The organism is Micromonospora sp. RB23, from assembly GCF_053585025.1.
Genome location: NZ_CM132111.1, coordinates 6,778,175 through 6,790,142, shown reverse-complemented (window position 1 = coordinate 6,790,142; position 11,968 = coordinate 6,778,175). Strand labels below are relative to the sequence as shown.

At 71.9% G+C, this 11,968-nt stretch carries 13 protein-coding genes; 7 read left to right on the top strand and 6 right to left on the bottom strand.

Going from position 1 to position 11,968, the window contains the following annotated elements; all coding sequences use genetic code 11:
* Positions 1 to 67: 67 nt before the first annotated feature.
* Positions 68 to 802, bottom strand: coding sequence for a class I SAM-dependent methyltransferase (locus ACTFTM_RS31080; RefSeq protein WP_449563833.1), 735 nt, complete (start codon positions 800 to 802; stop codon positions 68 to 70).
* A gap of 389 nt (positions 803 to 1,191) precedes the next feature.
* Between ACTFTM_RS31080 and ACTFTM_RS31075 the strand changes: the two genes are divergently transcribed.
* Both ACTFTM_RS31075 and ACTFTM_RS31070 read left to right on the top strand, forming a co-directional pair.
* The gene (locus tag ACTFTM_RS31075; protein ID WP_449563832.1) at positions 1,192 to 1,815 is read left to right on the top strand and encodes a DUF6230 family protein; all 624 of its coding nucleotides are present in this window, start codon (positions 1,192 to 1,194) and stop codon (positions 1,813 to 1,815) included.
* A gap of 76 nt (positions 1,816 to 1,891) precedes the next feature.
* Positions 1,892 to 3,382: a DUF6114 domain-containing protein gene (locus tag ACTFTM_RS31070; protein WP_449563831.1), complete on the top strand. Its 1,491-nt coding sequence runs from the start codon at positions 1,892 to 1,894 to the stop codon at positions 3,380 to 3,382.
* Positions 3,383 to 3,519: 137 nt separating this feature from the next.
* Here ACTFTM_RS31070 and ACTFTM_RS31065 read toward each other — a convergent pair whose 3' ends face one another.
* A complete protein-coding gene (locus ACTFTM_RS31065; protein ID WP_449563830.1) occupies positions 3,520 to 5,190 on the bottom strand; it encodes a DUF885 domain-containing protein in 1,671 nt (556 codons plus the stop codon).
* Positions 5,191 to 5,297: 107 nt separating this feature from the next.
* Here ACTFTM_RS31065 and ACTFTM_RS31060 point away from each other — a divergent pair, with 107 nt between their 5' ends.
* The gene (locus tag ACTFTM_RS31060; RefSeq protein WP_449563829.1) at positions 5,298 to 6,278 is read left to right on the top strand and encodes a DMT family transporter; all 981 of its coding nucleotides are present in this window, start codon (positions 5,298 to 5,300) and stop codon (positions 6,276 to 6,278) included.
* A 17-nt stretch (positions 6,279 to 6,295) separates the two neighbouring features.
* Here the strand turns inward: ACTFTM_RS31060 and ACTFTM_RS31055 are convergent, their stop codons facing one another.
* Positions 6,296 to 7,366, bottom strand: a complete 1,071-nt coding sequence (locus ACTFTM_RS31055) for a PHP domain-containing protein (protein ID WP_449563828.1) — start codon at positions 7,364 to 7,366, stop codon at positions 6,296 to 6,298.
* A 1-nt stretch (position 7,367) separates the two neighbouring features.
* On the bottom strand, positions 7,368 to 8,087 hold the full coding sequence (locus ACTFTM_RS31050) for a M23 family metallopeptidase (protein WP_449566783.1): 720 nt from the start codon (positions 8,085 to 8,087) through the stop codon (positions 7,368 to 7,370).
* Between the two features lie 109 nt (positions 8,088 to 8,196).
* Here ACTFTM_RS31050 and ACTFTM_RS31045 point away from each other — a divergent pair, with 109 nt between their 5' ends.
* From ACTFTM_RS31045 to ACTFTM_RS31030, 4 genes are all read left to right on the top strand, one after another.
* Positions 8,197 to 8,586 carry a hypothetical protein gene (locus ACTFTM_RS31045; protein WP_449563827.1) on the top strand — a complete coding sequence of 130 codons (390 nt, stop codon included), beginning with the start codon at positions 8,197 to 8,199 and terminating at the stop codon, positions 8,584 to 8,586.
* Between the two features lie 112 nt (positions 8,587 to 8,698).
* On the top strand, positions 8,699 to 8,866 hold the full coding sequence (locus ACTFTM_RS31040) for a hypothetical protein (protein WP_167626078.1): 168 nt from the start codon (positions 8,699 to 8,701) through the stop codon (positions 8,864 to 8,866).
* 117 nt (positions 8,867 to 8,983) lie between these two features.
* Positions 8,984 to 9,511 carry a tRNA adenosine deaminase-associated protein gene (locus tag ACTFTM_RS31035; RefSeq protein ID WP_449563826.1) on the top strand — a complete coding sequence of 176 codons (528 nt, stop codon included), beginning with the start codon at positions 8,984 to 8,986 and terminating at the stop codon, positions 9,509 to 9,511.
* A 64-nt stretch (positions 9,512 to 9,575) separates the two neighbouring features.
* Positions 9,576 to 10,094 carry a nucleoside deaminase gene (locus ACTFTM_RS31030; RefSeq protein ID WP_449566782.1) on the top strand — a complete coding sequence of 173 codons (519 nt, stop codon included), beginning with the start codon at positions 9,576 to 9,578 and terminating at the stop codon, positions 10,092 to 10,094.
* Between the two features lie 26 nt (positions 10,095 to 10,120).
* On the opposite strand, the gene ACTFTM_RS31025 is transcribed toward ACTFTM_RS31030, so the two are convergent.
* Positions 10,121 to 11,284: a sensor histidine kinase gene (locus ACTFTM_RS31025; protein ID WP_449563825.1), complete on the bottom strand. Its 1,164-nt coding sequence runs from the start codon at positions 11,282 to 11,284 to the stop codon at positions 10,121 to 10,123.
* Positions 11,281 to 11,937: a response regulator transcription factor gene (locus ACTFTM_RS31020; RefSeq protein WP_449563824.1), complete on the bottom strand. Its 657-nt coding sequence runs from the start codon at positions 11,935 to 11,937 to the stop codon at positions 11,281 to 11,283. The genes ACTFTM_RS31025 and ACTFTM_RS31020 overlap by 4 nt, the downstream gene beginning before the upstream one ends.
* Positions 11,938 to 11,968 lie beyond the last annotated feature (31 nt).

The following is an 11,968-nucleotide window of genomic DNA, read 5'->3' as shown; positions in this document are numbered from 1 at the left end:
TCGGGCCGGCCGACCCTCGGGTCGGCCGGCCCGTCCATGTTCCAGGTGGTGGGTCCGTCGCGGCTTTCTAGGAGCGCCGCACCGCGTACCGGGTGCACACCCAGTCTTCGGTGTACGGCAGGTCGGGCCGCTGCCCGACGATCTGTCCACCGTGCGTGGACACCAGCCGCGTCATGTCGGCGTCCGGTACGGCGGTCATGCTCATCGGCGCCGGATAGTTGAGCAGGCGACGCTGGGCCCAGCTGATCAGGCGGAACGGCGCGACCTGCCAGATGAGCCCCTTGGCCGTGCGGGCCGGTTCGGTGGGCAGCCCCACGACGGCGATTCCCCCGGGTCGCAGGACGCGGAGGAACTCGGCGAGGTAGCCGTCGATGGCGGGGCGCGGCAGGTGCTGCAACACCAGCGCGCTGTAGACCAGGTCGAAGTGGCCGTCGGGGAACTGGCCCAGGTCCGGCGTGTCGTTGAGGACGAACCGGATGTTCCCGGTGCTCCGATCCAGCCGCCGGGCGGTCTCCAGCATGGACGGCGCGATGTCGACGCCGACGACCTCGTCGGCGTACGGGGAGAGCCCCTGGGAGAGCCGGCCGGCGCCGCAGCCGAAGTCCAGTACGCGCTCCCACCGGGTCGGCAGTCCGAGCTGCCCGAGCCACCCGGTCGTCTCCTCGACGTCGGCGCGACCGGTGGCCAGGAACTCCTCGACATCCCACCGGCCGCCGCGCTTGCCGGGCTGAACGAGTACGGCCCAGAGCGGATCCTCGGCGCCCAGCTTGGTCCAGTCGCGTCGTACGTCGTTCAGATTCACGCCGAAACCCTAGGGCATGTGGCGACCTGCCGACGGGGATGTTCGGGTCGGGACGACCGCCCGAACGGTTCGCTCTGACCTGGGCACTTTACATCCGTTACCTGATTGTAATGCGTCGATGCCTTGGTCACCCTGAGTTGCCGGTGCGACGTCTTATGTGGCATCTGCTGGGATTAAAGGGCTTTCGCAACGCCGGAAGCGCCAACGCATCGTGACATCGGTCTACCTCTGCGTCGCCTGCGTGTTACCGCCGGGTAATCAGGGGGTTGTGAGCCGTGCCGCGCCGGGTGCACGATCAGGCTCGATCGTTACCCGCCGGTAATAGATGACGGGCACTGCGTGGGTGGCCGCGAACAGCCCCCGCGCACATCCACCCCCAGGAGGAACCCGTGCAGGATCGGTTAGACAATCAGGGTCGGGTCCGGTGGCGGCGGTTCGCCGCCCTGATGGTGCCCGCCACGGCCGCTGCTGGCGCCATCCTCTTCGGCATGTCGACCGGAGCGATCGCGTCCGACATCACCGTCTCCGGGCAGACGTTCAAGATCGGCGCAGACCGCCTGGAGGGCGAGGGCTTCACCCAGTACGGCGGCGTCGTCAAGGAGAAGGGCAAGGACGGCAAGAGCGGCGCGGTGCACCCCGTCGCCCTCTCCGAGATCCGCAGCGCGGACCTCTACAACCTCTGCCAGTCCGTGCGGGCCGATCTGCCCGGCATGCCGGTGGTGCTCACCATCAACGCCGGCGAGGGCAAGCAGCCCGCCCACGCCGACGACCTGCTGATCGCCATGGACTCGCTCGACGGCAACGCGACCTTCACCACCATCAAGATCGGTCGCGACGCCACCGACCTGAACCCGACGGCGCAGCGGGGTTCGTTCGGCCAGAACGCCGACCACGTCACCATCACCGACCTCAAGCAGGTGTCCCGGTACACGACCGCGGCGACCTTCAACCTGGTCGGGCTGCGACTCAAGGTGAACGTGGGCGACGACGCCAAGGGCAAGGAGTGCTTCTGAGCTGAGCGCGGCCCGCGGTGACCGACCAGGCCGCGGGCCCACTCCGACCCCGTCCCCGCTCCGCCAGGAGGAGTACGTGACAACCGCCAACCCGTCCCATGTCCGGCCGAGCAGTGCGGCCCAGGCGTGGCGGAGGTTCCGTGGCTGGCGACGGAGCCGGCCGTTCTGGGGCGGCCTGCTCACCGTCCTGGCCGGCGTGGAGATGTTCGCCTCGACTCGGATGACCCTCAACGGCCTGAGTTTCCACAGCGGCGCCACCGGCCTGCTCTCTCTGCTGATTCCGGTCATCCTGGTGACCTGCGGCCTGCTGCTCTGGTTCACCCCGGGACAGCGGCTGTTCTACTCGATCGTCGCGGCGGTCACCGCGGTGTACGCGCTGATCGGTCTCAACCTGGGCGGCTTCTTCGTCGGCCTGCTGCTCGGCATCGTCGGCAGCGCGCTGGCCTTCGCCTGGACGCCGAACCGCCCGGCACCCGACGCGACCGAGTCGGCCGGGACCGAGTCGGCCGGGACCGAGTCGGCCGGGACCGAGTCGGCCGGGACCGAGTCGGCCGGGACCGAGCCGGCCGGGACCGAGTCGGCCGGGACCGAGTCGGCCGGGACCGAGCCGGTCGGGACCGAGTCGGCCGGGACCGAGCCGGCCGGCGGCGAGCACCCGCTGAGCGAGACCGACCCGGACGGGCCTGGTCGCAGCGTCGACCCGCGTACCTTCGGTGTGGTCCTGGTGGTGCTCGGCCTCGCCAGCGGCGGCCTGGCCGTCCAGCCCCGGCCCGTGCAGGCCGCACCGATCCGTGCCGCCGCCGTCTGCCCCACCCCGCCCCGACCGGCGACACCCGCCCCCGGCGCGTCGACACCCGCGCCGACTGCGAGCCCGCAGCAGGGCGGCAACATCATCACCGACATCCTGGACGGGATCGGTGACCTGCTGACCGGGGGCCACCGCCGCACCACCGCGACACCCACGACGAGTCCCACGCCCTCGGCGAAGCCGACGGCTCGCCCGGGGAAGCCCGCAGCCTGCCCCGACCCCGGCCGGCCCGACCGTCCGGGCGCGACGAAGCCGGGTACGACCACGCCGGGCGCGGCGGAGCCCGGCACGGTGGAGCCGGGCAAGCCGTTGCCGCGTATCGCCCCCGACCCGAACCTGCCCCGGGTGGCGCAGACTCCGTCCAAGCTCACCGGCTCGTCGGTACGCATGACCGGGCTGCGCTTCGACGGGGTCACCGAGCTGCAGACCGAGAAGGGCACCCTCAAGGTGCTGAAGTTCAGCATGCGCGAGGCGGTGACCGACGACTTCCTGCTGCGGGCCGACGGCCCGCAGGGGCGTAACCAGCGGTACGCGACCGACCGGCTGACCGTCAGCGGGAACGTGGCCTTCTACGCCACCCGGTTCGTCGGCAAGCTGCTCGGCATCAAGGTCACCCTGACGCCGGATCTTCCGCTGCCGAACGGCCTTCCGGTCACCTCACCCGTCCCGATCACGTTCACCGACCCGGTCATCGACCTGGCGTACGTCACCAGCAACACCCTCACGGCGCGGCCGGCACTGGTGTTGACCCTGGGCTGAGGGACGGACGGCCCGACCCGGTCACACATCACGGGTGGGCTGCGCCAGCAGGAAGCCCCTGACTCGACAGGACGGCTCCGCCGCCGGGAGTTCGTTGTATCCCCGGCGGACGGAGCCGTCAAGGCTCGCCAGCTGTCCTAGAGTCGGGCCAGCGCCTTGCGCAGCGGGTCGAGGCCCAGCGCGCCCAGGTCCAACGCCTGCCGGTGGAACTCCCGCAGGTCGAAGTCGGCGCCCTTGCGAGCCATTGCGTCCTCGCGGGCCTGCAACCAGATCCGCTCACCCACCTTGTACGACGGCGCCTGCCCCGGCCAGCCCAGGTAGCGGTTCAGCTCGAAGCGCAGGTTCTCGTCCGGCACCCGGCAGTGCGCCCGCATGAACTCCCAGCCCAGCTCGGGCGTCCACCGCTCGCCCGGGTGGAAGCCGAACGGGTTGTCCTTCGGGATCTCCAGCTCCAGGTGCATACCGATGTCGACGATCACCCGTGCGGCGCGCATCGCCTGGCCGTCGAGCATGCCCAGCTTGTCGCCCGGGTCCTGGAGGTAACCCAGCTCGTCCATCAGCCGCTCGGCGTAGAGCGCCCAGCCCTCGCCGTGCCCCGAGACCCAGCAGAGCAGCCGCTGCCAGCGGTTGAGCAGGTCGGCCCGGACGGCCGTCTGGGCAACCTGAAGGTGGTGCCCCGGCACGCCCTCGTGGTAGACCGTCGTCACCTCACGCCAGGTGGAGAAGTCGGTGATGCCCTGCGGCACCGCCCACCACATCCGACCCGGGCGCGAGAAGTCCTCGCTCGGCCCGGTGTAGTAGATGGCCCCGTCGCTGGTCGGCGCGAGGCAGCATTCGATCCGGCGGACCTGCTCCGGGATGTCGAAGTGGGTGCCGTGCAACTCGGCGATGGCCTTGTCGGCGAGCGCCTGCATCCAGTCGCGGAACGCCTCCTTGCCCTGGATGGTGCGCGCCGGGTCGGCGTCGAGCTGCGCCACCGCCTCGTCGATCGTGGCACCCGAGCCGGCGATGCGCCCGGCCACGACCCGCATCTCCGCCTCCAGGCGGGCCAGCTCCGCGAAACCCCAGGCGTACGTCTCGTCGAGGTCGATCTTCGCGCCGAGGAAGTACTGCGAGGCGAGTTCGTAGCGCTCCCGGCCGGCGGCCTGCTTGTCGCGCCCGTGCGGGGCCATCTCGGTCCGCAGGAACTGGCCGAACTCGGCGGTCGCCGCGGTGGCCGCCGAAGCGCCCCTGCGCAGCTCGGCGCCGAGGGTGCCGTCCGCGCCCAGCCGCTCGACCAGGCCGTGGAAGAAGTTGTCCCCGGACGGGTCGGTCCAGATGTCGCACTGCTTGGCCACCTCGACGAGCTGCACCTTCGAGCTGACCTGCCCGTTGGCGAGCGCCTCACGCAGTGTGGCCTTGTAGCCCTCGAGCGCGCCGGCGAGCCCGTTGAGCCGGGTGGCGATGTTGGCCTGCTCGTCGGCCGTCGCGGTCGGCATCAGATCGAACACCATGCGGACCTCGTGCAGCCCGCTGGTGATCACGCTGACCTCGCTCGTCGTCTCACCGGCCTCGTAACGGGCCAGGTCCAGACCGAGCCGTTCCTGCATGGCCTCCTTGGCGGTGCGCTCCGCCTCGGTGTCCGGCTCGGCCGCCTCCAGCTCGGTGAGCGTCGCGCGGGTCAGGTCGGCGCGCGCCCGGTATCCGTCGGGCGAGAGGTCGTCGAGCTTGTTGTCGTGGCCGGCGATGCCGACGTAGGTCGCGCCGGTCGGGCTCAACGGCGCCCACTTGTCCACGTAGCGATTGGCGATTTCATCAATTCGTCCCACGCTGCGACACTACGTGACCACCCGGTCAGGATGTCGATGTCAATTGTCGTGTCCGAGCAGCGGAAAGTCGGACGACATTGTCGGACCCCTCCGGCAGAGTGTCAGGGGTGAACACCGATATCGCTCCTGACAGGGTCCCGCTGCGCGCCTGGTTGCCGGGCTTCTTCGCCCTCGCCGCCATCTGGGGTTCCAGCTTCCTGTTCATCAAGGTCGGCGTGGCCGAGCTGCACCCCGTGCAGCTGACCCTCTACCGCGTCGTCGCCGGCGCGCTGACCCTGCTGGTCGTCCTCGCGGTGCTGCGCGACCGGCTGCCCAGCGAGCCCCGCGTGTGGGCGCACCTGGCCGTCGTCGCCGCGTTCGGCGTGGCCGTGCCGTTCACCCTCTTCGGTTACGGCGAGCAACGGGTCGAATCGATGCTCGCCGGCATCTGGAACGCGACGACGCCGTTGATCGTGCTGCCGCTCGCGGTGCTGGTGTTCCGGACCGAGCGGCTGACCGTACGCCGAGCGATCGGCCTCGGGCTGGGCTTCGTCGGCGTGCTCGTCGTGCTCGGAGTCTGGGAGGGTATCGGCGGAGCGCACTTCGTCGGGCAGCTGATGTGCTTCGGCGCGGCCGCCTGCTACGGCGTCGCCATCCCGTACCAGAAGCGGTTCATCGCGGGCAGCACGCACTCCGGGCTGTCCCTGTCCACGGCGCAGCTGCTGCTCGCCGCCGCGCAGCTCGCCATCGTCACCCCGTTCGTCGCGGGCGCGCCGCCGCTGCCGACCGAGCTGTCGGCGAAGGTCGTGGCCAGCGTCCTGGCGCTCGGCGCGCTCGGCACCGGGCTCGCCTTCGTCATCAACATGCGCAACATCCGGGTGGCCGGCGCGAGCACCGCCTCCACCGTCACGTACCTCGTTCCGATCTTCGCGGTGCTGATCGGTGCCGTGGTGCTCGACGAGCGGCTCAACTGGCACCAGCCGGTCGGGGCGCTCATCGTGCTGTTGGGCGTTGCGGTCGCGCAGGGCGTGCTGGGCCGCCGGACGCCCCGGCCGGTCGTCGGCGTGGGTGCGCCCGCAGCGCCCGCCGCCGAGCCCGTCCGCCGCTGACCGGCGTCCGCCACCGGTCAGGTCCGGTCGCGTGTCCACTCCACGAGCTGCTCGGCCGACCAGGTGTTGACCACCCGGTCGGCCGGGACGCCGCAGCGTGCGGCCCGCTCGCAGCCGAACCGCTGCCAGTCGAGCTGGCCGGGCGCGTGCGCGTCCGTGTCGATCGCGAAGCGGCAGCCTGCTTCCAGGGCGCGGCGGATCAGCCGCTTCGGCGGGTCCTGCCGCTCCGGCCGGGAGTTGATCTCGACTGCGGTGTCGTGTTCCGCGCAGGCGGCGAAGACGGCGTCCGCGTCGAAGTCGCTCTCCGCGCGGGTCCGGGCCCGGTGCCCCTTGTCACCCGGACCGGTCACCCCCGCCGGTCGGGACGACACCATCCGACCGGTGACGTGACCGAGGATGTCCAGGTGCGGGTTGGCGACCGCCTTCAGCATGCGCCGGGTCATCTTCGACCGCTCGTCCTTCAGGCCGCTGTGCACCGAGCCGACCACCACGTCGAGTCGGGCCAGCAACTCCTCGTCCTGGTCGAGCGAGCCGTCGGCGAGGATGTCCACCTCGATGCCGGTGAGGATCCGGAAGCCCTCCGGCAGCGCCGCGTTGACCTGCGCCACGTAGTCGAGCTGACGGCGCAGCCGCGCCGCGGTCAGCCCCCTTGCCACGGTCAGACGCGGCGAATGGTCGGTCAACACCATGTACTCGTGACCCAACTCGACCGCGGCCAACGCCATCTCCTCGATGGGCGAGCCGCCGTCGGACCAGTCCGAGTGGGTGTGGCAGTCGCCCCTCAGTGCGGCGCGCAGCGCCGTGGCCTCGGCATCCAGGTCGCTGCCCTCGGTCGCCAGCAGCCGGCGCAGATAGACCGGCTCCTCACCGCTGAGGGACTCCGCCACGCAGCGGGCCGTCACGTCGCCGACGCCGGTCAGCTCGGTGAGTGTGCCGTTGCCGGCCCGCTCGGCCACCTCGGTCGCCGGCAGACCGGCCAGCGCCGTGGCCGCCGAACGGAACGCCCGCACGCGGTAGGTGGCCTCGTTCGCCCGTTCCAACAGGAACGCGATGCGGCGCAGGTCGGCGATGGGATCCCGGGCAGCCATGTCAGGGAGCCTTCGGGCAGCCGTGTCGGCGTTGCCACGCGGTCACCTCGGCGGCCGGTTCCCGGTTGCCGCCGCGCCGCCACGAGTCCAGGTAGCGCGCCGGCCAGAGCACACCGCGCCGGATCCACCACCCGTCCTTGCCGGCGCACGGCGGCGAGATTCCGAAGTGCACGTGACACACGTTGTTCGCGTTGCCGGTCCGGCCGACCTTGCCGAGCTGCTGCCCGGCCCGGACCCGGACCCCCGCCTCGACGCCGGACGAGACGACGCTCAGGTGCGAGCCGTAGTAGCGGACCCCGTCGTCGCCGAGCAGCGACACCGACAGGCCGCCGTTGTCCGGCCCCTGCGGCCCGCTCTTGGAGTACCTGTCGACGCGACTCACCTCCAGCACCTTGCCGTCCGTCACCGCCACGAACGGCTCACCGCAGTTGGCGAACACGTCCGTCGCCGGGTACGCCCCGTGCGTCGTGTGGTAGTCCACGTTGTCGGCGCGTACCGGAAAGACGTGCCGCAGCCCGGTGCGGGGCGCGCTCGGCGACGGCTTGGCCGACGACGGCGTCGGGCTGGCCGGGCGGGTCGGCGTCGGCGCGGCAGTCGGGGCCGCCGGCTGCTCGCCGGTCGCCCAGACCGCCGACGGCGACGGCGCGGCGACGCCGTCCGGCGGCACCCCGGGCCGGGTCGTCGCGCAGCCGGCGGCCAGGATCGGGGCGAGCAGCAACATGATCGGGTACGCCGGACGCACGCGGCGACCGATCGTCGGCGAGGGCATTCGGCCATCCTGACAGACCGGTACCGTGGGGACGAGCGACGCGCGTGAGGGAGGGCAGCCGGTGAGCATCGCCCGAGGAGATCCCGTCCCGGATCCGGCTGCCGCGCGGCCGGCGTCGCGTACCCCCTCGGGGCTCTTTCCGGCCGGGCCACCGACCAGACCGACCTACCGCGAACCGCACCCGGTGACCGGTGGTGGTGTCGCCTCCGGTGGCGGCGCGGCCGCTGCCTGGCTGCTGCTGTTCGGGCTCCTCGGCACCGACGTGGTGAGCTACGCGTGGTGGACGGTGGTGGCCGGCCTGCTGGCCTGGCTGACCGCCCTGGTGCTGGTCCGCTACGGCGACCGCGGAGTGGCCACCGGAGTGGCGATCGTGACCGCCGGCGGCTGGAGCATCGCCGCCGCCGTGGTGGCGGTGCGCTGGGCCACGAGCGGTGACTGGCCGTTGTGGTGAGGCAGCCCCGACCGGCCCGGATCAGGGCGCGGACGACTGCGCCGCGTGCCCGGTTGGCTGCGTAGCGAACGCCGTCTTGACGTGGCCGCCGAGACTCGGCACGCTCGGCACTATGGCCTGGACCACCCCGCGGCAGGACCCGGATCGCAACCGCCGCCGCCTCCAGTTGCTCGCCGAGTTGGCGGGCGCACGGGCGGTACGCCAGCGCAGCCGGCCGCAGCGACAGCGCACCGAGCGTCTACGCCAACTCATCGCCACCCGCCGTCGGGTAGCTGGCTGATCCGACTTTGTCAGGTTTGGCCGGCGTCTCGGGGCGTTGACCGGTCGCCTGCCGACCCGACCGGCTAACGTGCACCCTTGACGAGTCGGCGCTGTGCCGAGGGCTTTTGGGGGAACCGTGTCGTACTTCGCTGCGGCCGTGGTGCGTGATGACAGTGGCTGGACCGCCGCCGAGGTCAACCTACGGGGTGTCAACGACCTCGACGAGGTCGCCGACCGGCTGCGCGACGTCGACCAGGAAGCGGACACCTCGCTGCTCTTCGTCGAGGCCGACGACGCGTACCTGGTGATCCTGCGTCTCGATGAGGGCGAGGACCTGCGGGTCTTCGGATCGGACTCGGCGTACGCCGAGGAGTCCCGGCTTGGTCAACTGCTGGTCGGTGACCTGAAGACGTCGGTGACCGGGCTCGACGGCGACGACGAGCCGCGCCCTGCCGCCGGCGGGGACGAGGAGAGCGAGCAGCCCGCCGTCGACCCGGAGGCCGATCCGGTGGGCGACGCCGACCTGCTCGCCAACCTGGGCATCTCGGCGCAGAAGCTGCTGACTCTCTGCGGCCACGAGGGGATGCTGCCGGCGGACGTCACCGCCGAGATCTGCGAGGTGCTCGGCTGCGCCGACGAGGTCGAGGAGCTGCGTGAGGTCTGAGCCCGCCGACGCCACCGATCCCGCGTTGGGGACGGTCCGGCCGGGCCAGCCGACGCCCGGATCGGTGCGGCGGGCCGGGCCGGGGGCCCACGAGGGCCTGGCCGACCCCGGTGGGACCGGGCGACGGCAGCGACACGAGCTGTGGATGCGCCGAGCCCTGGAGGTCGCCGTCACCGATCCGGCGATCCCCGGCGGCGGTGTCGACGACATCCCCGTGGGCGCGGTGCTCTACGGCCCGGACGGCGCCGAGTTGGCGATCGGGCGCAACGAGCGGGAACTGACCGGCGACCCCACCGCCCACGCCGAGGTGCTGGCCCTGCGTCGTGGGGCCGAACGGACCGGCGAGTGGCGGCTGGACGGCTGCACACTGGTGGTCACGCTGGAACCGTGCACCATGTGCGCGGGCGCGCTGGTGCTGGCCCGGGTCTCCACCGTCGTCTTCGGCGCGTGGGAACCGAAGACCGGCGCGGCCGGCTCGCTCTGGGACGTGCTGCGCGACCGCCGGCTCAACCACCGTCCCGAGGTGTACGGCGGTGTGCTCGAAGTCGAGACCGCCGCCGTCCTGCGCGCCTTCTTCCGCTGACGTCCCCGCGCGGGAAAGACGGGTGGTCAGTGCGCGGGCAGGGTGACCGTGACGACCAGGCCACCGCCCGGGCGGGGATGCGCCTCGGCGGTGCCGCCGTGGGCCCGGGCCACCGCGCGGACGATCGACAACCCCAACCCGAAGCCGCGCGTACCGGCCACCCGTTCGCGCGACAGTCGGCGGAACGGCTGGAACATCGTCTCGACGTCATAGCCGGCGATCACCGGTCCGGTGTTGGTCACCGTCAAGGTGGGCCGCCCGTCCAGCAGGCCGGTGCGCACCTCCACCCAACCGCCGGCGGGCAGGTTGTGCCGTAGCGCGTTCTCCACCAGGTTGAACGTCAGCCGTTCCAGCAGCACCGGGTCGCCGTGGGTCGGCGCCGGCGCGAGCGACCGGTGCACGGGCAGGTCGGGTGCCTGCTTGCCGGCCTGGTCGATCACGTGCGCGCAGACCTCCGCCAGGTCGACCGCCGTACGCTCGGTCAGCTCGTTCTCCGAGTCGGCGAGGGTCAGCAGTCCGTCGATGAGCCGTTCGTGCCGCTCGTTGACCGCCAGCAGCGACTCGCCCAACCTCCGGGTCTCCTCCGGCGCGTCCGGCCGCGTCACCGCCAACTCCACCAGAGCGCGGTTCAGCGCCAACGGCGTACGCAGTTCGTGCGAGGCGTTCGCCACGAACCGGCGCTGCCCGTCGAAGGAGCGGTCCAACCGTTCCAGCATCTCGTCGAACGTGTCGGCGAGTTCGCGTACCTCGTCGCGGGGGCCGGCGAGCGCGATCCGCTCGTGCAGACCGCGACCGGCGGTGTCCGCTCCGGCGATGCGCCGCGCGGTGTCGGTGACCTGCTGCAACGGCTGCAACGCCCGCCCCGCGAGCAGCCAGCCGAACGCGATCGCCACCGCCGACACCACGATCAACGCGATGCCGCCCTGGGTGAGCAGCGACTCCAACGCGTTGCGCTTCGCCTCGGTCTGCGCCTCCTCGACCAGGGCGCGCAGCGTCTCGATGTTCTGCCCGTTGCCCGGCTTGGGTGACGTCGCGGTGACCTTCGGCAGGTCGCTCACCTTCACCCCGAACGGCTGGGGCATCCGCTGGTCCACCAGCACGTACGTGACGGCGAGCAGAACCACGCCGGCCAGCAGGAAGAGCCCCCCGTAGATGAGGGTGAGCCGGCCCCGGATCGTCAGCCGTTTCATCGGATGCGGTACCCCGCTCCCGGCACTGTCTCGATCACCGGTGGGTCGCCGAGCTTACGGCGCAGCTTCACCATGGTGACCCGGACCGCGTTGGTGAACGGGTCGATGTGCTCGTCCCAGGCGCGTTCCAGCAGGTCCTCGGCGGACACCACGGCCCCGTCGGCGCGCAGCAACTCGGCCAGCACCGCGAACTCCTTGCGAGACAGCGCCACGTGCCGGTCGTCGCGGCGTACCTCGTGACGGGCCGGGTCGAGCTGGATCCCGGCGCGGCGCAACGTCGGCGGTGCGGCCGGGCGGGCGCGACGGGTCAACGCGTGCACCCGCGCCGACAACTCCACCAGGGCGAACGGCTTGGTGAGGTAGTCGTCCGCGCCGATCGCCAGGCCCGCCACGCGTTCCCGTACCGCCGCGGCGGCGGTCAGCATCAACACCCGGGTCTCCCCGCCCGCGTCCACGATCGCCCGGCACACGTCGTCGCCGTGCACCACCGGCAGGTCCCGGTCCAGGACCACCACGGCGTACTCGTTGACGCCGAGCCGCTCCAGCGCGGCATCCCCGTCGTACGCCACGTCGACCGCGAACGACTCGCGGCGCAGCCACTCGGCGATGGCGTCCGCCAGCACGTTCTCGTCCTCGACCACCAGCACTCTCACCCGTCCATGGTCCACGCCGGCGGGTAACGGC

Bases quoted from the DNA above. Each gene is read 5' to 3' on its own strand.
- ACTFTM_RS31055 (WP_449563828.1), bottom strand. From the start codon at position 7,366: ATGGCTGCCCGGGATCCCATCGCCGACCTGCGCCGCATCGCGTTCCTG.
- ACTFTM_RS31050 (WP_449566783.1), bottom strand. From the start codon at position 8,087: ATGTTGCTGCTCGCCCCGATCCTGGCCGCCGGCTGCGCGACGACCCGG.
- ACTFTM_RS31040 (WP_167626078.1), top strand. From the start codon at position 8,699: ATGGCCTGGACCACCCCGCGGCAGGACCCGGATCGCAACCGCCGCCGC.
- ACTFTM_RS31025 (WP_449563825.1), bottom strand. From the start codon at position 11,284: ATGAAACGGCTGACGATCCGGGGCCGGCTCACCCTCATCTACGGGGGG.